Origin of the sequence: Paenibacillus silvae (assembly GCF_014639235.1) — a bacterium.
In the GTDB taxonomy this organism is placed as follows: Bacteria; Bacillota; Bacilli; order Paenibacillales; family Paenibacillaceae; genus Paenibacillus; species Paenibacillus silvae.
In genome coordinates, this window is record NZ_BMFU01000008.1 from 154,769 (window position 1) to 177,581 (window position 22,813).

Below are 22,813 nucleotides of genomic sequence, written 5' to 3' on the forward strand. Positions count from 1 at the left end.
ATAAGATGAACTAATGATCGATTTTACACAAACCACTCCGATGACAGATTAATTCCAAACTTCCTCTGCAATTTCCCTAACATAACGAAGTTTCCGCCATTGTTGTTCTTCTGTTAAAATATTGCCTTCTTCTGTAGATGAAAAGCCGCATTGTGGACTCAAGCAAAGCTGATCAAGAGGAACATAGGTTGCCGCTTCCGCAATCCGGGCTTTGATCTGCTCTTTATTTTCTAGCTCGCCGGTTTTCGATGTAATTAAACCAAGTACGATTTTCAAATCTGTTCGATTCACATATTTTAATGGCTCGAAACTACCTGAGCGCTCATCGTCAAATTCTAAGAATAAGCCATCTACGTTCAAGCCTCCAAAAATAACCTCAGAAGCATAATCGTAACCACCCGTTGAGAAATAGTTGGATTTATAGTTACCACGACAAATATGCATTGTCACCACTAAATCTGTCGGTTTATGAGCCAAGGTTTCATTAATCATGCGCTGCATCGTTTTCAACTCTTCGGCCGGTTCCAAACCTTTAGCGCGCAGCTTATCATGACCAGCCTCTGAAAACAGATCTGCCCAAGCTGTATCATCTAATTGCAGGTAACGACATCCTGCATCATAGAAGGCTTGGATGGCTTTTTGATAGGCTGCAATTGTATCCTGAAGGAATTGCTCCCGGTCCGTATAGATGTTGGCGCCGTTTTCCAATCGATAAAGAAGCATATTCGGACTTGGAATAGTTTGTTTTGCCACGGCATCACCTGCATGCTTTTTCAAAAATTTAAAATGCTCCACAAAGGGATGTGTAGAGAAGTCAACTTTACCTACAACTCGAATTCCACCCTTGCGAGTCTGCATGTTATGGAATTGAGGTCCATCGATTTCCTCATACAGCTCTACGCCATCCAAGCCGCCCAGAAAATCAAAATGCCACCAGCTTCTGCGGAACTCACCATCCGTAATTGCGAATACACTGTTCTCCTTTTGTTTCTCAATCAATCGGATAATCTCTTGATCCTCTACAGCTTTAAGTTCCTCATATGTGATGTTGCCTGATTTATATTGTTCACGTGCCTGACTCAAGTTCGCAGGACGCAGGAAGCTTCCAACGTGATCATTACGAAATGGTATCATAGAAAAATCTCCTTCTAACTTTTAGTTTCCTGAGTATAGCATGATCGAATTGACTATATGTTATATGAAAAAAGCATGACTGGTCATAGCTTTTAGCAATAGCTAAAAGACCTCAAAAAGCAAAAATCCACAACCTCAGAGGGGTAGTGGATTTATAGAGTAGAGCGATATGCTTAATTCATCGTTCTTTAATAAAATGTACAGTTCTCAACTACTACGATTATAGCTGCTTGATAATTCCTTCCAGTTCATCGACCAAGCCTTTTGCACGTTCGAAATTGGTATCCTTCAAAGCCAACTCGATTTGCATTTCAACAGCCTTTTTCTTTTGTTCATTTTGCAGATAGTCTTTATTGAAATGACTTGCATAAATCATCTGTCTGAACTTACGCATACTCATTTTTCTAATCGTCTTGTCCTCAATGATGAGTACATAATCCATACCGTTAACGACTGAATAGAAATCATGCGAAACCATAAGGATTGCGCCCTGATATTCTTCGATGGCTTTCTCCAATGCGATCTGCGAATAGATGTCCAGATGGCTTGTCGGTTCGTCAAGCAGCAGCAAATCTGCATGAAACGCAGCAGCTTTAGCCAATTGAAGCATATTCTTTTCGCCGCCGGATAATGATTCGATCTTTTGATCCAGAATCTCACCTTCAAAGCCGTAGTTCAAAAGATAGGCTCTGATCTCATCATACGTTGCAAACCCGGCATCGATGAATTCATGGAGGATCGTATTTGTATCTTTTAGCGTTTCGCCTTGAAGCTGTGATAAATAAGCCACGTTGATATCTTCATTGATTTCAATGGATTCCTGATTGTTTTTGAAGATATCCCGGAGCAGCGTCGTTTTCCCCGTACCATTCGGGCCGATAATGGCCACTTTATCTGTCGACTTGATCTCAAAGTTCACATCACGCAAAAGCAGCTCATCAAAAGAAACGCTATAGTTATTAACCTTAATAACAATGCTGTCTTCCACTTTATGATTCAGACCAAATTGAATATTCGGCTGTTTGATATCGACAAATGGCGCTTTGATTCTGCGCGCTTCCAATCGTTCTTGAAATTTCACTCTCGCTTTTAACGCTCTTCCTCTGGAGGCTTCCGAATTAATCGTTGCGATCGCTCTGAGATTTTCGATGACACCATCGTATCTCTCGATCTCCTCCGCTTCAGCAACCGCAATCTCTTGCAGCTCAATCTTCGTCTGAAGCAATGAGAAATTGTACTCGATATATCGTCCGTCGAATTCCTGAAGTTCCATATTTTCAAGGTGGATAATTTTGTTGAAACAATGATTCAACAGATAGCGGTTATGCGTAACGACCAGAAGTATGCCTTTATGGGAGTTGATCAATTTTTTAAGCGCATTGAGGTTTTCAAAGTCCAGAAATACATCAGGTTCGTCCATGATCATCAGATCCGGACGGTGGAGCATTTCCTTCATCACTTGAATAAGCTTGAATTCCCCGCCGCTTAAGGACGATATGCTAGCATCCTTCAGCTTCATGAGATTGGCCAGACTCAGCTGTTTATGAATGGTACTTTCATAATCATCTCCGCCCATGGCATCCAGTGCGTCCATAGCTGATTGAACCTTTTCCAGCAGCGAATCCATATCCGACGCAGATTCCATTTCCGCATAGATCGCTGTGATTTCATCCTGAAGCTTGATAAACTCTTCTCCGATATATTCAAATACAGTTATATCTCTGGCGGGATCTACCTGCGAGAACTGACTCACATATCCGATTTTGCAATCAGGATCGATCTCCAGCTTCCCCTCAAACAAATGTCTGTCCGGCTCCATCAGAATTTCGATCAGCGTACTTTTGCCACTACCGCTTGTGCCGATAAAAGCACAGTGTTGGCCCTCTTCAAGCGTAAATGAAATGTTTTTATAAAGTTCCTTTTGCGGGAAAGAAAAAGATAGATGTTCAACGTTAATCATGGTGTTACCTTTCTTGGTATCTATAATGGTGATAATTGTTTGGAATTGTTGCAGAACGTAAGCTTGAGAATTCGATTCTCAGCGTAACACCGATTGAAGGCTAGTACAATTGGTTTGTATTTCTAAGGCATTCTATTTGTCAAAATAATCATCTGGCAAATCTAACTCTTTCAAGCAACCTGTAAATTTTTCTCTAAAATGATGTTGGTTCTTATATTCAGGCCACACCGCCTTGTAATAAGGCAATAACTTTTCATGAGGAATAAGTCCCCAATATGAAATTGTATTTTTCAAAGCTTCTTGTTTGTTGCTGCCGGCAAACATCTGTTCAATGACTTTCCAGCTCTCCTGCTTGTTAGGACAATTGCGTGTAGCATAGATTGCAGCAGCTTGTATATTTGAGTCGGTGTGGCACAGAAAAGGTGCAAAGTTTTGGAGTGTAATCGCGCCGGAGGATTCCAAAACATACCCCACATGACGTAACGTCTCCGCTTCGTGAACTCGGTCAAGACTTTGCAATATCAATTGTACAAATTCCGTTAAATCAACAGATTTACCATACCAGTTCAGAATGTTTAAAGCTTGTAATAACTCTTCGTTTCTTTCTGAACGCAACATTTCGAGGAGAAATCCTCTTCCCGCGTCAACAGAAGTTTTGCAAATTAACTGAATGGCTGTAGTACGATCATTTCCTCTTTGCTCCGCAACGCTGGTTAAGAAATCGATGGTTGGCTGCGAGATTTTTCTAAACTTGAACATTCCCTCAAGAGCTTTAGTTTTAATCTCTTCATCTGTAGCGTTTTGATAAACCTGCATCAACGCCTGTTCATCACCCGGCATTCGACTACCAAACCACGTGATATCATAATCCAGAATAATTTCGTCCAGCCAGCGCTCATACCAGTCCAGAAAGTGTTCTTCGTAGACAAAGAAAAAGGGATGATCCGGATGAAAATCTGAAGTGTAAACGACTTTCCCTCTATTCGTGCCTTCAAGTATGAGATACATATCGTATTCGCAGCCTTGTGTGCCAATGCACAACATACCGCCCAGCACCTGATCGCGGGCTGCTTCATATTCCAGATCGGAGATGTCCTCATCACTAATCAAGGGCTCGATAAGATGATTCCATTCCTCTTTTGTCATCTTGGGGTGCAAAACACATTTTGTAGTAAGTGCATGACTAGCCGTGTAAGAAGCTGCCTTCTCAATCGAATATATCCCGTAATACGGTCCGGCACCTCCATTTCCCACTTCCGTCAGAAACTGCGCATAAGGCTCCGGGAGTGTGACCTGGTTGTTTGCTTGCCACTGTGCAAGCTCTTTTGTGCTAAGCTTTTTATCAACCTTATACTGGTGTGAAGATGATCCAAACACCAAAAAAGCCGCATCTTTTTGCTTGGCTTGTTCGAGCTTGTATTTTATTCGATCCAGCTGCGTTTCTTTCTTCCGAAACAACATATTGAATTCCCCCAATTGGTTATAGCCGGGCTTCCTTCGTATGCTTATCCAGCAATTTCAGCAGATGTGGAAACCGGTATTCCCCATACATACTCTGTATGTGCTGGGCAGCGATGATCATGAAGTTCGATTCCTTCCCTATAAATCGTTTTAAACTGTAGATTTTTCCCATTATATCACATCGAAGATTTTGCACCGCGAGCTTACCTTATGAAGAGCAGCTAATGTTTATCTCGTCGATTAACCTCAATCGCAATGAACACCGGCAAACATATAGACCCTCGACTTCCAGTTGTTCCTACGTAGTGTTAAACTTGAACGAGAATTACCTATCTGTCCTAAAGGATACTACACAACACACTGTAAGCAGTTTATACTCCATACATAGTTAAGAAAGGAACCGCCATGAATCGTTCTCTGAAGCAACGGATGAAGTCATTGTTAGTACCTGTGATTCCCGGTGGAATCATGACGATTCTAATATTTTATTTGGATTACTTCCCATTCAAGCTTGTTGAAAAATTTATACTGCTTGCTGCCTTCGTCATTGTACCTCTCGTCATCTTGCTTTTGAAGTATGATGACAAGAATAAACAGCAGCGAACGGTCTATGCCGCTATAAAATGGCTTCAATTCCCCGCAGCGCTTCTTACGCTAATTTCGGTAATGAGCAGTACGAAGTGGGGATTAGAAGGCACGGCCATCCCAGGCATGCTTTCCCTAGGTTGGCTGCTGTTCACACTACTGCTTGGCATCTATGGCTTGACCACGATGGTGATGGCTAAAGGAAAAGCTGCGGAAATAGCCATTGGCGCGGGACTCGTTTATTTTTTTATCGGGGGCATCTGGTTTACCTTATATCAATATCAATTGGACCTCTTCAATGCTAGTGTCGCAACTCACGCGTTAAGCTCGGTTCACTTTCATTTTTCATCTGCGATCGTTCCGATTTTTATTGGTGCACTGGGACGGATCATGACGAAAAAAAGCTGGTATCCGTGGATCGTTGCTATTGATATTATCGGACCCCTAATGATTGCCATTGGTATGATTTTCTCCAAGCCAATCGAGTACGTTGGTGTCACTTTGTTCGCCTGTAATATTGTCGTTTATACAACTTATCTCCTTTCGTATTTGAGAAGAAATCCTTTACACAAGAAGGCAACCTTCTTCTTAGGTCTTTCCTGCTTAGCTTTTTATACGGTTATCGTGCTATCTATTTTGTATCCGTTACTGAAAAAAATATTTTCTTTGACCATTCTCGATTTCATTCCCATTTACGGAGCGCTGCATGCCTTTGGTTTTGTTTTATGTGGACTCATTGGTTGGGTGTACATGTTGGACTCTATTAAAAAACAACTTACCTGCGGGAATAGATGAGTGATCCTCTCTGTTGTGAGCAAAGAGTAAAATTAACATTAGCCAAATCCCGCATAAATTTTGATACCAAGACAAGTAGACGACTCCCCCCATAATGCCCTCGGAGGAAGTCGTCCTATAATAAAACCTATTTTGTAAACTTAATTGAAAATAGTAAGGTAACCTTCTAGTTTTCTACAATCTATTTATTTTTAAGACGAATCATATTAAAGACATATCTGTCGCTATCTACTGGACTACTCCACTTATTGTTTTGATAGATTTGCATTTGTGTTGATCCTGAACCATCAAGCATTATCGAATCAACTGCATTTAAGCCCATGTCATCCATAATACCTTTCATAAAGGGAACACTTCCTGATCCAGCAATGAGATAAGCATCATTATTCTTCCAAGCTAATACAGTACGTGCAATAGGTAGATAATAACCCACCTCACCCTTTATTGAGGATCCACCCCAGTTCTCTAAATTATAATCATTCCCTCCAATAATCATTTCAACTGTCCGCTTGGGATAATATTGATACACTTCATTAACATTCTTAACATAAAGATGCGTTGCACGAAGTGATCCATTCATATCTCGATAGAATACAGCCGTTTTTCTAGAGATTTCATTACCATTTACAGAAGTATTAGATAAATAGTTTTTCTTGAGTGTGCGACCCTGATAAGTTACCGATGAGTTCTCATCAACAGATGAGTATGCAATAGACGCCCCCTTTGTTGGTGGCTTTGTATAGCCATCACTTGCCTCAAAAAAGCCACCATTAACACCAACATAGCTAGTGTTTCTTACTGGACTTAATACAGTTTCCGTTTTAATGTTACTCAAAGAGGTTTTGATTACATGCTGTTCACCAATTGATGCAGGTATGTGTTTCCACGTGTAGTACTCATAATTTGCCAGATTTGATTCCTCCTAATTTATTCTCACTATGTAGGTAAAATGAGATTAAAAAAAACAACCGGATTTAAAAATAATTCCGGTTGTTTTTTAATCTTTGTTTGTTGTACGCTTCATACATAGAATTTCTATAATATAAAAAGCTATTGTTACAACAATAAAAGACCAATTATATTCTTTGAGTACCGTAGGTAGGAACATACAAATAATCGCTATGGCAACATAAATAATTGCGCGTAAAATTTGTTTAACTTCAAAAAACTCCATAAGTAAACTTGTTATTCCTAAAGATACAACAAAAGTAAAGTATAACCATAAGGTAGTTACAATAAAAATAAGGAAATTGTCCTGTTCAGAATAATTAATAGGGGAATCACCAGTCAAATTAGTCTCCGTAAAGAATAAGACGCCTGCAATAACAATGGAAATAATAAATATTGATATAAAAGGATGAATAATTATAGAAAATCGAGTTCTTTTCATTAGGATCAGCGCTCCTTATTGTAAACGATTTTTAAATTTACTATTAAAAAAACCCTTTTTCATTTAGATTTACATAAAAAATTAATCTTTAGTATAAAAAGAATACACTAATTAAATGAGCTATTCTACATCTCTGAAAGACATTCTTTATGAAATTATTATAACTTGACAATATTTATATATTGTAATAAAAAGATCAACTTTTTTAGAAATGAATTTTTATTTAAATCATACTTAAGAATACAACTTATGGAGTTATAAGATATGAATAAGGCTCAAATACACCTTTTATCCCTTCTAAGATCAAGCTTCAACGTAACAGGGAAACCTTCATTTCCTCATCATTGCAGAGACAGAAATTTAAGCGTAGGAAAAGGGGTCACCCATTCATCATCTATCGGTCACTCTGCGATTTAGGATGACATCATAACGCACTTGTACATAAAACATCTATATTCCTATCTCTCCTATTGTATATATTTTCTAGTATAATGACTTAATACAACAATATTTTAAAAAAATATCCTGCCTTCAGCTTGTAAGCAATTCTTACGACTTATATAAGGTAGGAAGAAGGAGCGTTGTTATGGAATATCATGTATCCATACATGGGAGTGATCACCACAAAGGAACAGCGGAGCAACCCCTTCGTACCATATCACGCGCTGCGGCTCATGCCATGGCTGGTGATACCGTTATTGTTCATGCGGGAGTATACAGGGAATGGGTCAACCCGGCTAATGGAGGAACAGCAGAGCATCGAATCATATATCGATCCGCAGGAGACGGGGAGGTCGTCATTACAGGAGCTGAACGGATTACCAACTGGAGTTCTGAAGGAGACAACGTTTGGAGCACAGAAGTGCTTAATTCCATCTTTTCCGTCCGTAACCCCTTTGAAGTGGAACTCAGTGGAGACTGGTTGTTTGACGGGCCCTTCCCGATTCATCTCGGCGATGTATATCTGGATGGCAAATCATTGTATGAGTGCAATAGTGTTGAAAGCGTTCTCAATCCTGAGGTTTGGTCCGAAGCCAAGTATCCCAAGGATTCATTGTTGAAATGGTATGCAGAAGTGGGTTCTACGACAACAAAAATCTGGGCTAATTTTGGCGGAAAAGACCCTCGAAAAGAAAATGTAGAAATTAACGTCCGTCCTTATTGCTTCTGGCCTGAGAAACCGGGAATCAATTTTATAACCGTAAGTGGCTTCACGCTTCGTCAAGCCTCGCCTCAATGGGCGCCGCCTACGGACTACCAAGAAGGTTTGATCGGACCTCACTGGAGCAAGGGCTGGATTATTGAAAACAATATAATCAGCGAATCTAAATGCGTTGGTATAAGCCTGGGCACCGAAATTGGTACAGGTCACAGCGAATCTTTGGAGAAGCAAAGTAAAGGCGGAACTCAACGTGAGCAGGAGGTTATTTTACGAGCATTACGCTCCGGTTGGCATAAGGATAACGTCGGCAGTCATATCGTTCGAGGTAATGTGATTCATGATTGTGAGCAGGCAGGTATTGTGGGCCATATGGGAGCTGCCTTCAGCCGCATTGTTCAGAACCGTATTTACAACATTCATCACAAACGGCTCAGACACGGTGCCGAAGTAGCGGGAATCAAGCTGCATGCGTCCCTGGATACTCAAATTAGCGAAAATACAATCTATAGCTGCTACCGTGCACTTTGGCTTGACTGGCAGGCACAGGGCACCCGTATCAGCCGTAATGTATTTTTTGACAACCTTTCTGAAGACCTCTTCGTTGAGGTTTGCCACGGTCCTTATATGGTCGATCATAATCTATTTCTCTCTCCTATGAATTTCAGAAATATGGCCCAGGGCGGGGCATTTGCTCATAATTTATTTGCAGGCAGATTTGTAGTTCGTTCCGAGATTACCCGTATCACGCCTTATCATTTCCCGCACGAGACGGCCATGGCCGGATATTCCAATATCACTGGAGGCGATGACAGGTACTACAACAATATCTTTTTGGGTGATAACGATGTGCATAAGGAACCTGTTCCTATTACCTTCTTTGAGCATCTTCCACTTAAACCAAGGGATGAGGTGGGGGAGGACGGAAAGACGGTCATGGACGGGGTTCCAGACAATTCTATTTGTTATCTGCATGCTGTGGGACTGGGCGGCTACGATCAACATCCTGATGTAAAAGATAAGAAATGGTGGGAATATACCAAAGAGGAGCTTCTTGAGCTTGGCGATGCCGCGAAGGATTTCTTTATAGGCAATGCCGTTCTTCCGGTAGCTATGGGTGGAAATGTATATCTTAACCATGCAGTTCCAAGCCGTCACGAATCAGATGCCAAGATATATACACAGAAGGGTATAAACGTTGAGATTGATGCTGCACTAGGTAGGGTCCACATTCAGATCAATGAGTCCGAATTGCTTCGAGGAACCCATACAATGTTGGTGACTACGGACCTGCTTGGAAAAACGTATCACGCCAATATGAAGTATGAGGAACCAGACAGCACTCCATATCATTTTGACTCCGACTTTTTCGGAACAAAGAGACCCGATGCGAATGTCACACCTGGTCCGTTTGAATTAACCGAAAATGGCAGGATTGATTTTAAAATTTAGTTATTATCGAGGATCCAGTCACTCTAGGTGATTGGATCTTTATTTGTGTGTAAAGCCTTTATTCCGCTAAATCGGGCTAAGTTGTCTCTGGTTCCCTAAGAGGAATACGATTCTAAACCTTATTTCTCCCCAATTCTTTTGACAAATAATGTGAGCGAGTGATAGATTCTAATTATACTAACTCTTTAATCTGGGTGGGCATATGAGAAAAAAATTACAAATTTACATTTCGTCTACTTACTATGATCTTATTGAGGAAAGACATACCGCTGTTGAAGCCGTACTTCAAGCCGGGCATATCCCTGCAGGAATCGAGCAATCTTTCAAGGAAAGTCCAATGAAAATTAGAAAGAGATGGATCGACGAGTCCGATGTATATGTTCTGATTCTCGGAGGGTTCTATGGTTTAACACTTCCTGATGAATCCAAGAGTTATATCCATTGGGAGTATGAGTATGCCGGAGAAGCGGGCAAACCTAGATTTGCTTTTGTTGTCACCGATGAAGCACTAAGACAAAAGCCATACGATTTCGCAGCAATTGAATACTATCGGGAGTTTCAAGAATTTAAGCAATCCGTCATGGAACAAATCCCGATCTATTATGTTGAGGATGTACGGCACATTAAAATGGTACTTCATGATCAATTGCCAGCGTATGCAGCGAGAGACGATTTGTATGGCTGGGTTTCTGGCAAGGATGTCCTGGACGTCCAAAAGCTGTTGGAAGAAAATGCGAGATTAAAGGCGGAGTTGGAGAAAAACAAATGAAAGAGGGGGCAAATCCTTATTAGAACGTTTCAGTTCAGGTTTACTCCCTGTTCGCCAATTGCTCCTGAGCAAGACGGATCATTTCCCTGACCATGGAACCGCCAATTTTGCCGCCGACATGGCCTGCTGATTCGGTTGTCAGTTGACCATTGTTTCCTGGGTACAGAGGCACGCCAAGCTCCTTCGCCACTTCGTATTTTACATCGTCTGGTTGATTCGGATTTACAGTATATCCTTCTCGCTTCATTACATCTGCTTTGAACGCTTGCATTCCCTGTTCGACCCCTGGCACCGCATACTTTCTCCTTTTTCTTGCCATCATAACAGCCCCCCTTGATGTTATTCCATAACATGCCCGGAAGCACAAAATTTCATCCCTATTCGCTTCAATGTATGAGTTGAATCATCATCACCTCTTGTTTCCTGATCAAAGAACGTTTGATTCATTTACTAAACACGTAGAAGCTGTTTTTGCTCTTCGCTAGAATCGCAATATCATCTGCGTATCACCTTTACGCCACGTTGCTCCATCTCCCGTCAAACTGATTCGGATTTTTGTAATATTTAGTCATAAAAAACTATATTATGCAATAAAAATCTTGACTGTTGTATGCAACTCCTATAAACTGATTCCCAAGCAGTTAATGAAATTTTTAACTTTAGTACTATTATAAGTTAATTTCAAACTGCTAGAGTTGTAGTAAAGAGAGAAATTACACAGGAAGGAGATTGGAGAAAAATGAGACAACTTACTTTAGGAAAATCAGGACCGCAGGTGAGCGCTCTATGTCTTGGTTGTCTAAACTTCGGTACGAAAGCCGACAAAAGCTTATCGTATCGACTACTGGATCAATATGTGGAGGCAGGAGGTAACTTTCTGGATACTTCCAACAATTATGCCTTTTGGAATGGAGCCGGAGTAGGCGGGCAAAGCGAGACCTTGCTGGGAGAATGGATGAAGGAGAAAAATAACCGAAATAGCATCTTTCTGGCAACCAAAGTTGGAGCGAACCCAACCATTCCCGGTGGCGGTTTTCCTGCTAAAGAGGGGTTATCCAAAAAGGCCATTCATAAAGCGGTCGATGAAAGCCTCAAGCGGCTGCAAACCGATTATATTGATTTGTATTATGCCCATATTGACGATATGGATGTCCCTCTGGAGGAAACGCTCGAGGCATTCAATCAATTAGTACAATCCGGCAAAGTAAGGGCCATCGGATGCAGTAACCACTACACCTGGCGGCTTGAAGAAGCAAGAAGTATTAGTCAATCCCACGGTTTTGCTCCCTATCAATGTATTCAGCAGAGATATAGCTATTTGCGCCCTAGACCAGGCGCAGACTTCGATGTACAGATTAGCGTTTCGGAGGAAATGCTCAAATATATTGAGACCCATGAGGAAATCGCTTTACTTGCCTATTCGCCTCTGTTGAGCGGTGCGTACAGCCGCCAGGATCGTCCGATTCCTGTGCAATATACTGGCCCAGATGCTGAGGCAAGAATTGCCGTTTTACAAGAAATCTCCAAAGAAACGGGCGCAACGCATAATCAGGTTGTCCTAGCTTGGATGCTGAATAACTCCCCGGTTACCCTGCCAGTAATTGCAGCAAGCTCAACGGAACAGCTTCAGGAGAACCTGCAGGCACTTAATGTAACGCTTACTCAGGAACAGATTAAAAGGTTAAATGAAGCAACCTATTAAAATATTAGCTGATTAAATTTGAATTGTGAGAGGTGTCCCCTATGAATAGGGAAAAAATAATCCGCTCCGTTCCCATACTGGGATCAGCTAGTGCTCCTTTGCAGAAGTCCAAGAGGATAAAGCCTCTTTTACGTTTATTGAGAGTGCACCATTGGACTAAGAATGCATTTGTTTTCTCAGGTTTACTGTTATCTTTCAACCATCTATCCATCCAAATGATCCAATTGACGCTGGTACAATTCTTGCTATTTTGCGGCATCTCCAGTTCTGTTTATATTCTGAATGATATGGTAGACATCGAGAAAGATCGACGACACCCGGTTAAGAAATTCCGTCCTTTAGCCTCAGGTGATATAAAAGTCTCTCATGCCCTAACGATTTTAATTTTATTATGTCCCTGCGTTTTAGTTCTCTCTTTCCTTGTAAACAGTATCTTCGGAGCTATTATCCTGATCTATTTCATTCTCAATGTTAGTTATTCATTTAAGCTGAAAGAGTTTGTCATTATTGATGTGCTGATCATCTCCATAGGATTCGTGCTTAGATCTTTATCTGGTTGTTTGACCACTGGCGACAAAATCCCTGTCTGGTTTTTATTAAGCGTAGCGTTTCTCACTTTATTTCTAGGGTTTAACAAGCGAAAGAAGGAAATCCTTACCTTATCAGGTCAGACACAAAATACACGCAAAATTCTTAGCGAATATTCCATTGGTCTGATTAACGAGATGCTCCCCATGCTAACCTCATGTACAGTCGTAGCCTACGCTTGTTTTTCTATTTTTGAAGCCAACTCTAGATACATGATTGCAACGCTCCCCATCGCTGTATACGGCATATTTCGATATCAGTATTTGTTGAGTAAAACAGATCTCGGAGAACGCCCTGAGATGATTGTGCTCAGAGACAGACCCATTCGTTTTGCCGTACTGCTGTGGGTCATTGTCTACATCTCTTTGCAAAGCAATCTATTCATTTAAACGTTAGGCCAAATTGAGTGTGGATAGGATAAATTAAAATGAATAAAAACCCAACTTTTCGAAAACGTATTCGTGAAAGGTCCTCGGATATTTTGAACAACCGCAATATAAGAAATTTCCTGGGCAACTTGGGGATTGTATTTATTTTTAGAATGTTATCCGCTGTATTAAATGTAGTTGGTTTAGTCATGGCCGCCAGAAAACTGGGTGTCGTTGCTCTTGGGGATATTTCCATGATCCAGAGTATTGCTTACTTTCTAATTATCCCTATGGTATTCGGAATTCATATTTCAATTATTAAGTACCTTCCAGAAAGCGATAAAGAACAGGAACGACAAATTATCGGATCAGCTGTTATTTGCAATGGGGTTCTGGCGGGCTTGTTTGTTGTCGTCTTTTTAAAACTCAGTGAAGCCTTTTCTATTATTGCTCATATTTCCGAGACGCAATGGGTTCTTAGCATCGCTTTAGCTGTGGTCATTAACTTTGCCACCATTTCCGAATCCATTCTGCGGGCAAAAAACAAATTTTTTCTGCTCAGCATCGGCAAATTGATTGGAACAGCCGTGTTTTTTGTGATCGTACTGGCAAGTTATTTCAGATCGGATAGTTTTAATTTTTTCATCCTTGCTCTTATCGTGAATTTCATCATATTCACTCTTATCGCCTGGATCTTTTCTCGGGATTTCAAGTTATCCTTTTCCCTGAAAACTGCCAAACACCTCTATCGTTACGGCGGGATCACGATGGTCAGCGTGTCTTTTTCCACAATACTGTTTTCCAGTGATTTATTTATCGTAAACTACTTTTGCTCCAGCTATGACGTGGGTATGTACTCCGTATATCAAGTGAATGTGAGAAACTTTTTTAATCTACTGTTCCATGAGGTATTTGCCATTGTATTTCTACCCGCAATTGCCCTATTGGAGAAAAGCAAGGTGTATACTCGCATTCTCAGTATGCTTACCTGGCTGCTACCTTTAGCTATCGTTGGAAATGCTCTCTTATGTATCACTCTAATTCTCTTGTATGGTAAAGACTATCCACTGAATTGGCTATATGTAGCCATTGTTTCAATCAGTACTGGCTTCCATTTTATTTATTGGATATTCCATTCCGTATTTTCGGTGGAAGGTAAAAGAGGAGCCTTATTGTGTCTGATCACGCTAGGTATTCCCCTACCGGTTCTAATCCTCATCTCTGTACTCCTCACCAAGTTCTATGGAATACTTGGAACCATGCTCGCGACTCTGGTTATTCAGTTGGTATTAATCGGAACTTTCACTTTTGTTATCAAAACCCAGTATCTAAACCGAAAAATCAAATCAGTTGCAGTGGTGGAATCCTGACCTCAGGCTCATCATTTCAGATGAAGGAGGATGGCGGCCTATGAAAGCAAGCATCATTATTCCTACCAAGGACAAGCTAACCCGGCTAAGGTTAACCTTGCAGGGGTTAGAGGGTCAGATTGATAACGAGGTGGAAGTTATTATCGTATTTGATGGGTGCCACCCGGATATGATTGCTGAGTTTCAACGAATTCAATTCTCGTATATCCCCATTTACCTAATATGTAAACAAAATGTAGGAAGAGCTGTAGCCAGGAATCTTGGAATTGAGAAAGCCACAGGAGAACTGGTCATCTTCCTCGATGATGATCGGGTTCCTGGCCCTGATTTTGTGCAAAGGCATATAGATGGGCATAACATCCCTTGTATTGTATTAGGTGAACGCAAAGATTCACTTGTCACTGAAGAGGAAATCGCACAGTTGTTTGATACCGGAACCCCTGCTGACAAGCTATCCTTTTTACAGTCCAAGGTAGTGGAACAGGGGCTAGAGAAGCAGTTGCCCATTAAACCAACAGGTAAACTCAACTGGCTGACCTTCTTTACCGGCAATGTTTCCGTTCCCAGACAAGCACTGCAAGACGCTGGGCTCTTTGATGAAAATTTTAAGGGATGGGGCCATGAGGATCTGGATTTAGGCATTCGCTTATCCCGAGAAGGGCTCGTCTTTAAAAAGGACACCAGCATCGTCAGTTATCATCTACTTCACGACAGCAACTTCAATGTTGCAGAAAGGACTAGGCAATCCTTAGTGAATTTAAGATATATGCTGAATAAATACAAATACCGCCTGCCCTTTTGGATATTGTTGATCTTTTATATTAAACAGAAGCTATTAGGATTAAGCATCCACAGGCAAGTTGTAAGAAGTAAACCGGCCAACGAACATGTGAAAGGATGATCTTACTTGGATACCTTACCTTTAGTTTCCGTGGTAATCCCTAACTACAACTATTCCAAAACGCTGCCCAAATGTCTTGATTCACTAATGAACCAATCCTATAAATCGATTGAAATCATTTTTGTTGATGATGGCAGTACTGACAACTCGGTGGAAATTGCCTCCGCCTATCCGTGCCGTATCATTCAGACGAAGAACAATGGGGTTTCCGCAGCCAGGAACACCGGAGTAGCCAATGCGCTGGGCGAAATTGTTTTTTTTCTGGACAGTGATGTAGCGCTATTTCCCGATGCCATTGAAAATACCGTTCTGGAATTCCAAAAAGATCCCTCGCTCGGTTCTGTCTGCGGTATTTACGCCAAAGAGGCACTTTTCAACGACAGTCTGGTAGAGGAATACCGAACGCTTCAAGGTTATTACTGGAGAATCAGCTCTGAAGGTTATGTGACCGCTGGTTTTTTCTCGCTGGGAGCCGTGAAGAAATCTGTCTTTAATGAGCTGGGCGGATTCTATGAGAATTTGAACAATTCCGAAGATATCGAATTCGGGCACCGTTTGAACCTGAACTATAAGCTGCTGCTGACTCGCAAAGTGATGGGCAACCACGATGATGAACATGAATTGCGCCAGTTGGCCAGAAAAATGCATGAACGAGCAAGACAGCGGGTTCCTTTTTACTTCCACCGGAAGAAGTTTACCAAAGGTTTTGAAACACCGCTGAGAGGAATCGGGATGTTATTTGTGGGAATGAGCAATGTACTATTGCCCTTCTCCTTCTTCAGTCCATTATTTTTGTTACTATTCCTTGGTTGTCTGCTATTATTTATTGTTTCTGATTTTGGACAATATACTTTCGTGCTGAAAGAAAAAGGTTTCTTCTTCACTCTTTTCTTTATAGGTACCCATTGGATCATTACAAGTGTATGCTTCTGGGGTTTCGTGAGGGGCTTTCTGGAATTTTTTACGAGCAGAAAATTCCGGCTTAAATACAAGTATGGAGAGTGATCCTATGAAACAAAAAGTGTTAATTACGGGAAACAGCGGTGTACTGGGAATCAATCTGGTCGATTATCTTCACAAACATTACAGCGATGATTATGAACTGGTTCTATTTGATATTCAGCACCCTGCTGAGCATGTTGCGGCTTTTACAACGATCACCGGAGACATTCGTGATAAAAACAAGGTACGAGAGATCATCAAAGATATAGATATAGTGCTTCATTGCGCTTCAGCCTCCCCCAGCTTCGAGGATGAGGAAATATTGGACATTATTATTAACGGTACAGATAATCTATTAGAAAATTCTTTTGAAGTGGGCAATGTACAACGATTTGTCTATATCTCTTCTACTTCTGTCTATGGAGTGGCTGATAAATCACCAATTCTGGAGACAGATAAGGTGAGCCCTTATGACCCCTACAATAAAGGTAAAATCATTGCCGAGCAGCATTGCGCAAGCTGGCGCGACCAGGGTAAATGCGTCCCGATCCTGCGTCCCAGATCATTTTTGGGTCCTCATCGTCTGGGAACCTTCGCTATTCTGTATGAGTGGGCCAGTGAAGGAAGGAACTTTCCTATGCTTGGGAATGGAAAGAACCGTTATCAATTATTGGATGTTGAAGACCTCTGCCAGGCCATATACATGGCTATGTCTGGTGACAGGGACAAAGTTAATGACCTCTTCAATATTGGAGCTGCGGAGTTCTCCTCCATTAGAGAGGACTACCAGTCTGTATTAACGGAAGCGGGCTATGGCAAACGTATTATTTGCCTCCCCGCACTCCCTATGACCATTGCCCTTTCCATTCTGGAAAAACTTAAAGTGTCCCCGTTTTACAAGCGACTGTATAAGAAACTGAACAAGCCCTATTACGTTTCTATAGATAAAGCCATCAACCAGTTAGGGTATCAACCGAAATTCTCTAACAAAGACTCCCTCATACGGAATTATTACTGGTATTTGGAGGATCGGAAGAAAAACCCGGATGCAGCCACGGGGCTTGGCAACAATACACTGTGGAAACAGGGTGCCATTAAATATGCGAAGTATTTTTTCTGAGTTTCGTTGGAAACATATTGTAGCTTTTGGCTCCATTCTCGTTGTACTTATCTGCGATAGGTTTATAGCGGGGCAGCTCCCGTGGTGGAATGTAGCTGCTAGCGTTCCACCTTTTTCTATATTACTGCTTCCCTGCTGTATTGCACTGCTAGCCATAAAGGCTAAGCGAAAGTTAATCATAATCGGCTGTTCCCTGATTGTTATGCTCTTGCTTATCCCCCGGGCGGACATTAACTTCCATGCCTTGAGGTTATCCGACACAGCCCTTGGATCAGACCAAGCTTCAATTCAAGTTATGAATTGGAATACTGAATTCTGGGATCAATCCGAGCCGCCAGGTCAGATGTATCGTTTTTTACAGGAGAGTAACCAGGACATTTATATTCTTGAAGAATATGAATATTTACAGGAAAAGCCCGTTTGGAAACCTTATTTAATTGATAAACATCAGGAGCTTCAGGCACAATTTCCCGATTATCACGTGGTAACGAAGGATCAATTCGCCATTGTTAGCAAATATCCAGTGACTCAGCAAACATTATCCCCGACCAAGCAGGTGCTTTGGCTGACCTTCTTGATTGATAACAAACCTTTTCATGTGGTGAGCGTTCATCTGGAGCCCCAGGTTGATCTGGGACACAGCATTATCTCACGAGAATTCTGGAACTTCGTCAACTTACGACACCATTCCCGGAACGAGGGGTTAGATGAAATCGAAGACTTTATCAGGCAAGCAGGGGACGAACCACTGATCGTTACTGGTGACTTCAACACGACGCTGTTGATGGGCAGCCTTGATCCGTTAAGAGACCAATTAGAGGATGCTGTCAAATATTCAAAACAGCTGTTCCCTACCACCTGGGAAACCAAGGGGTACTTCGGCTGGCGTATCGACCATTTCTTATACAACAAGCACGTGGAAATCCAGTCCTACCAGGCCGTTGCCCAATTGGAGCTATCTGACCATAAGGCCCTGAAGGTAAAGCTGCGGCTTAAGTAGCCTCAGCTGTAGAAACACTCAAAAAAAGGGATCTCGAAACAAGATTTACTGCCGTGCTTCAGTTCTTGTCTGAAAATTATCAGAAATAATTCTAGCGATCGGATGGCTTTCGCTTTCCCATAATCTGCTGAATTAAGCCGCCATAGACCGAAGTACAAAGGAGCGACTCTCCAATAACCGGAGATTCGCTCCTTTGTTAAATGCCTTACTCACACATGATTTCCAACCAAAGTCACGGAGCAGACTTTTTTACAGAAAGTGACTTAGGAAAACCAAGGATAGTGAAAAAGGACTCATCAAAAACCGTACGACCGGCCTCTAGCGATATAACATCTTCCCAACCACTGAGCAAGCTATAAGAGCCTCGACAGGTATGCTGAGCCTAATGAACCCCGCTTGCAACGGACTTAGACCTTCAACCATTTGAAGTCGTTAAGTTACTATAAACTGAACACCTAACTGTCCTAACAGACCGACTAAAGCTGTAAATCGGATTCTCGGTTGATTCGCTAGGGACATTAATATTTGAGATTATTAGGTCGCCCATTGGGAGAGCCGAACGTCGTGATCCTGAGCGTCATGCCGAGTGAGAGCAGAAAGTTCATCGTCGAGTTGGCCGAGCCATTTTACGTCCAACTCAAAGACCCTTTCCTAATGCCCAAGCAACGAATCGCCATGAACGGACATGATAAGGACTACATGGAACCGCCCTCCCATCCTGCAACTTCAAAACGATATACTAATAAACTACAATTCCATCCATTTAATACATGTTGGACGAGTTTTCGTCTTGAAAAATTCTGTGCACGCATCAGTCATTTGTTTAACTGTAATAACCATTGTACTTGCTAAAACTACTTCTGCGCCATGAACATTCTCGTAAAAGGTAACCGTTTCGTCCCTAATATTGTCATCACCGTAAGAAGCAAAAGTTCCCTTTTGTTCAGAATCTAAAAAATACAACACACAATAATCATCCCGAACAAAAGCACATAATTGAGGGACACCACTTTCTTCAAAGGTAAAAATAAACTGATTGGCATTAAATGCTGGACGATTTCGAATAAACTCAACTACCTGCGATTCTGTATTTATTACAATTTCTCCATTAAAATCATTAGCATACATTTGTAAGACCTACTTTCAGTAACATAAAAAAGGATTTTCTCACCTATACAGTTCTTGAGGTACTTAAGTTAAGAAGTGTCTGAAAGCCCTACTTATTTTTCCTCATTTCCAATTTTTCGCCCTACTTATGATACGGTTCACCGCGATTAATCTTCACTGCGCGATAAATCTGCTCCACCAGCACCAGCCGCATGAGCTGATGCGGCAGGGTCATGCGCCCGAAGCTCAAGCGCTGCTTCGCGCGGCGCAGCACCTCATCGGAGAGCCCATGGCTCCCTCCGATGACAAACACGACATGGCTCGTCCCATACGTGCCGAGCTTGTCGATCTCCGTAGCCAGCTCCTCGGAACTCCAGAGCTGGCCATCCAGTGCGAGCGCGACGACGTGCGCCTCGCTCTTCACATGCGCGAGAATGCGTTCGCCCTCGCGCTCTTTTACCGCCCGTACCTCAGCTTCGCTCAGGGTATCGGGCGCTTTCTCGTCTGCGACCTCGATCATATGAAACTTGATGTACGGGGCGAGACGCTTGGCATATTCCTGAATGCCCAGCGTTAAATATTTTTCCTTCAATTTGCCTACGCCTATAATTTGAATCAACATATGATCATTCCTCCTGAGTCGTCGTTCTTGCACACAAGCTGTCTATACACCAGATGCTTCAATTGCATCATTCATTTCCTAGCACGCGTTGCCATGTTCCATGATAATATGGTCAGCCTATACAAGAGCTGCTCCAGATTATCTCCACAGCATGCTACTTATTCCTCGTACGATATGTAAGGTTCATGAGAATCACCTTTTCTGTACCCATTTGCTTCCATCACGCGGCGCCATGCATCATGACAAGATTGCTCAACCACAACTTTTGCATTCATTAGCGTATCTTCTTTCGCAGCACCCTGGAGCATCTCCCAAACTTACCTGCAGCGAGCAGCCCCGTTTCCTCAAACTTCAATCCCCTTCATTAGCTACTTCTTTACCTCGCCACACTCCCTATTCCCGATACGTCATCAACCGCTCTCCCCGAGCATCCAGCCAAGTTGTTGCTCCAGCCCCAGCTCTCCAGATTCTAACGATTCCCACAAACCCTATTCAGCCCAAATCGCCCACATTTAAAATCTAACGATCTCAGCTGACGCTATTTCACCCAAATACAGCTTTTTATAGTCCATTTCAGACGAATTCTTCAAAATAACGCCTCTACGATTCGTTAGATTTTCAAACACACTCATTTCACCCAAATAAGGCTTCTCAGAATCGTTACAATCCACACCGTTCACAGACACCACGAATCTTCCCAAGCCATTTACACTTATGCCCCATCTGCACCCGTCAACACCTGCATCCACATCTCACCTACATCTACACCTGCACCTGCAACTACACCTGCACCTTAAGCGTCAACTCGCACTTCCGCACCCCAGTATGCTCTCTTCACTAACCCATGCTCCAGCCCACTCTCTCGCCAACACACCCCGCCACAGCCGCTCGCTCCCCACAAATGCAAAAAGAGCGCTCAACACGCTCTCTCTCCACCTTGCTGTGATGTTCATACCGGATCGAACCAAGTCTAACGCCAGAAGCACTACAGCTGCTACACCATGCACAACAACATCTTATAGCAGCATCGGATAGCACTCCCGGCGGCCTGATCTACAGTACGCTAAACGACCAGGAATTCCGCATGCTGATCGCACTCGGCGCATTTGGCAGGCGGGTCCCAATCGGCAAATTCCGTCTCCTTCAGATCCACGATATCCGGAGCGTCCTCATATTCATCTACAAACATGTCGATGGCAATGTCCACGTGTTCTTTGCATACAACGTACATCCGTCAAGCATCCTTTCTGTCACCAGCTATGTTCCCGATTCACAACCGCTTATCCTACAGGATAGCCACTTCTCAGTTCTATCACACCTGCCGCGGAAAAGAAACCCCTACATCGCTTATCTGCGCAAAAACTTGCCATTCTTGAACTGACAAGGCTCTTCCAGCTCTAGCACAACAATCTTTCCCGTATGATAAAAAAGCATTCCCTCAACTATACCTCAACTCCAGTACCCCTGCAGGAATGCCCTATCTTAACTCTTTCTCCCACCCTACTCCAACCCCGACTGTGCCTTCGTAAGCAGTTTCCCGCTTTGAAAAGCAATCACGGCATTGGCACCATTGCCACCTGTGCCTTTATAGTTATACACGACCATGTTCTCCGCTTCACTTAGCGCCTCACCTTCGCCGCCGAGAATTTCGATGACCTCTTCCACGGACATGCCAACCTCCAGCTTCTCATACTGGGCAAATGTAATCAGCACCCCATCCCCTTTTCCTGCGGAGCCGTTATTGCCTGCGCTGGCCGGTGTCTGACCGTTCACACCTTGTCCAACAGCTGCCCCAGCTGCATCAAGTTCTGTCAGTTTTTTCTCCAACGCAGCAATTTTCTGGGCCTGTTCATCACTTTTAATTCCCTGTTCGGTGAGCTTTTTCTCCAGCCCCGCGATTTTGTCCTGCAGCGCACTCGTATCTACAGGTGTGGCCGGAGTACCTTCCGATCCACATGCGGACAGGATCAGCATGGATAAGGCCAAACTGGTTCCGCCAAGTACCTTTTTCTTCAACAGATTCATCTTGAATCCCTCCATTTTCAGATTAGCCAGCCGATTCTCACGTTATACAGCTGTTATTTGAATCAACGATCTATGTAAACACATTGACAATAGTTTACCATACAGGCTAACAAATGTATCTGCGCCTTTGGCTCCGGGACTTCCTGATTAGAAGCACCCAAGCATTCAACAAAATTTACATATTAACACGCTGACAACCTCGTCTCTATCCTCAATCTCATTTTATTGTTCATCCGTTCACAACACCCTGCCTTACTGGTATGCACCCCACGCCAAACAAAGACTCGTTTCTAAAAATACACCCGTTCGCCCTCGTACCCGCCCCTGTGCAGCATCAATATAAAAAGAGTGGTCAGAATTTCT

General features: G+C 42.5%; 21 protein-coding genes. 10 read left to right on the top strand and 11 right to left on the bottom strand.

Annotated elements, in window-relative coordinates; all coding sequences use genetic code 11:
* Nucleotides 1-48 precede the first annotated feature (48 nt).
* From IEW26_RS22495 to IEW26_RS22505, 3 genes are all read right to left on the bottom strand, one after another.
* Nucleotides 49-1,134, bottom strand: coding sequence for a 5-methyltetrahydropteroyltriglutamate--homocysteine S-methyltransferase (locus tag IEW26_RS22495; protein ID WP_188593991.1), 1,086 nt, complete (start codon nt 1,132-1,134; stop codon nt 49-51).
* Nucleotides 1,135-1,354: 220 nt separating this feature from the next.
* Nucleotides 1,355-3,094 carry an ABC-F family ATP-binding cassette domain-containing protein gene (locus IEW26_RS22500; RefSeq protein WP_188593992.1) on the bottom strand — a complete coding sequence of 580 codons (1,740 nt, stop codon included), beginning with the start codon at nt 3,092-3,094 and terminating at the stop codon, nt 1,355-1,357.
* Between the two features lie 132 nt (nt 3,095-3,226).
* Nucleotides 3,227-4,555 carry an SMI1/KNR4 family protein gene (locus IEW26_RS22505; RefSeq protein ID WP_188593993.1) on the bottom strand — a complete coding sequence of 443 codons (1,329 nt, stop codon included), beginning with the start codon at nt 4,553-4,555 and terminating at the stop codon, nt 3,227-3,229.
* A 405-nt stretch (nt 4,556-4,960) separates the two neighbouring features.
* Here IEW26_RS22505 and IEW26_RS22510 point away from each other — a divergent pair, with 405 nt between their 5' ends.
* Nucleotides 4,961-5,935 carry a YndJ family transporter gene (locus tag IEW26_RS22510; RefSeq protein ID WP_188593994.1) on the top strand — a complete coding sequence of 325 codons (975 nt, stop codon included), beginning with the start codon at nt 4,961-4,963 and terminating at the stop codon, nt 5,933-5,935.
* Between the two features lie 181 nt (nt 5,936-6,116).
* Here the strand turns inward: IEW26_RS22510 and IEW26_RS22515 are convergent, their stop codons facing one another.
* Together IEW26_RS22515 and IEW26_RS22520 are read right to left on the bottom strand one after the other, a co-directional pair.
* Nucleotides 6,117-6,770 carry a phosphodiester glycosidase family protein gene (locus IEW26_RS22515; protein ID WP_188593995.1) on the bottom strand — a complete coding sequence of 218 codons (654 nt, stop codon included), beginning with the start codon at nt 6,768-6,770 and terminating at the stop codon, nt 6,117-6,119.
* Nucleotides 6,771-6,932: 162 nt separating this feature from the next.
* A complete protein-coding gene (locus IEW26_RS22520; RefSeq protein ID WP_188593996.1) occupies nt 6,933-7,325 on the bottom strand; it encodes a hypothetical protein in 393 nt (130 codons plus the stop codon).
* Nucleotides 7,326-7,911: 586 nt separating this feature from the next.
* Between IEW26_RS22520 and IEW26_RS22525 the strand changes: the two genes are divergently transcribed.
* Entirely contained in the window at nt 7,912-9,936 is a 2,025-nt protein-coding gene (locus IEW26_RS22525; protein ID WP_188593997.1) for a right-handed parallel beta-helix repeat-containing protein, read from the top strand.
* A gap of 202 nt (nt 9,937-10,138) precedes the next feature.
* Nucleotides 10,139-10,705 (top strand): DUF4062 domain-containing protein, encoded by a 567-nt coding sequence (locus IEW26_RS22530; protein WP_188593998.1) that lies wholly within the window; start codon nt 10,139-10,141, stop codon nt 10,703-10,705.
* A gap of 40 nt (nt 10,706-10,745) precedes the next feature.
* On the opposite strand, the gene IEW26_RS22535 is transcribed toward IEW26_RS22530, so the two are convergent.
* Nucleotides 10,746-11,027, bottom strand: coding sequence for an alpha/beta-type small acid-soluble spore protein (locus IEW26_RS22535; protein ID WP_188593999.1), 282 nt, complete (start codon nt 11,025-11,027; stop codon nt 10,746-10,748).
* Between the two features lie 417 nt (nt 11,028-11,444).
* Between IEW26_RS22535 and IEW26_RS22540 the strand changes: the two genes are divergently transcribed.
* Genes IEW26_RS22540 through IEW26_RS22570 form a run of 7 tightly spaced genes read left to right on the top strand, consistent with a single transcriptional unit; the run spans nt 11,445 to nt 18,696 of the window.
* Complete coding sequence (locus tag IEW26_RS22540) at nt 11,445-12,407, top strand: aldo/keto reductase (protein ID WP_188594000.1); 963 nt, start codon at nt 11,445-11,447, stop codon at nt 12,405-12,407.
* Between the two features lie 41 nt (nt 12,408-12,448).
* Nucleotides 12,449-13,384, top strand: coding sequence for a decaprenyl-phosphate phosphoribosyltransferase (locus tag IEW26_RS22545; RefSeq protein WP_145405138.1), 936 nt, complete (start codon nt 12,449-12,451; stop codon nt 13,382-13,384).
* A gap of 38 nt (nt 13,385-13,422) precedes the next feature.
* Complete coding sequence (locus IEW26_RS22550) at nt 13,423-14,733, top strand: oligosaccharide flippase family protein (protein WP_188594001.1); 1,311 nt, start codon at nt 13,423-13,425, stop codon at nt 14,731-14,733.
* Between the two features lie 40 nt (nt 14,734-14,773).
* Nucleotides 14,774-15,634: a glycosyltransferase family 2 protein gene (locus IEW26_RS22555; RefSeq protein ID WP_188594002.1), complete on the top strand. Its 861-nt coding sequence runs from the start codon at nt 14,774-14,776 to the stop codon at nt 15,632-15,634.
* Between the two features lie 6 nt (nt 15,635-15,640).
* On the top strand, nt 15,641-16,639 hold the full coding sequence (locus IEW26_RS22560) for a glycosyltransferase family 2 protein (RefSeq protein ID WP_188594003.1): 999 nt from the start codon (nt 15,641-15,643) through the stop codon (nt 16,637-16,639).
* A 4-nt stretch (nt 16,640-16,643) separates the two neighbouring features.
* The gene (locus IEW26_RS22565; protein WP_111269821.1) at nt 16,644-17,696 is read left to right on the top strand and encodes an NAD-dependent epimerase/dehydratase family protein; all 1,053 of its coding nucleotides are present in this window, start codon (nt 16,644-16,646) and stop codon (nt 17,694-17,696) included.
* On the top strand, nt 17,677-18,696 hold the full coding sequence (locus IEW26_RS22570; RefSeq protein WP_188594004.1) for an endonuclease/exonuclease/phosphatase family protein: 1,020 nt from the start codon (nt 17,677-17,679) through the stop codon (nt 18,694-18,696). The genes IEW26_RS22565 and IEW26_RS22570 overlap by 20 nt, the downstream gene beginning before the upstream one ends.
* A gap of 747 nt (nt 18,697-19,443) precedes the next feature.
* Here the strand turns inward: IEW26_RS22570 and IEW26_RS22575 are convergent.
* The 5 genes from IEW26_RS22575 to IEW26_RS30430 form a co-directional block, all read right to left on the bottom strand.
* Nucleotides 19,444-19,824, bottom strand: coding sequence for an Imm1 family immunity protein (locus tag IEW26_RS22575; RefSeq protein WP_188594005.1), 381 nt, complete (start codon nt 19,822-19,824; stop codon nt 19,444-19,446).
* Between the two features lie 121 nt (nt 19,825-19,945).
* Nucleotides 19,946-20,425, bottom strand: a complete 480-nt coding sequence (gene rlmH / locus IEW26_RS22580) for a 23S rRNA (pseudouridine(1915)-N(3))-methyltransferase RlmH (RefSeq protein ID WP_188594006.1) — start codon at nt 20,423-20,425, stop codon at nt 19,946-19,948.
* An 800-nt stretch (nt 20,426-21,225) separates the two neighbouring features.
* Nucleotides 21,226-21,348, bottom strand: a complete 123-nt coding sequence (locus IEW26_RS30585; protein WP_268237071.1) for a hypothetical protein — start codon at nt 21,346-21,348, stop codon at nt 21,226-21,228.
* A gap of 140 nt (nt 21,349-21,488) precedes the next feature.
* A complete protein-coding gene (locus IEW26_RS22585) occupies nt 21,489-21,656 on the bottom strand; it encodes a CxxH/CxxC protein (RefSeq protein ID WP_090923561.1) in 168 nt (55 codons plus the stop codon).
* Between the two features lie 269 nt (nt 21,657-21,925).
* On the bottom strand, nt 21,926-22,450 hold the full coding sequence (locus IEW26_RS30430) for a hypothetical protein (RefSeq protein WP_229729981.1): 525 nt from the start codon (nt 22,448-22,450) through the stop codon (nt 21,926-21,928).
* Nucleotides 22,451-22,813 lie beyond the last annotated feature (363 nt).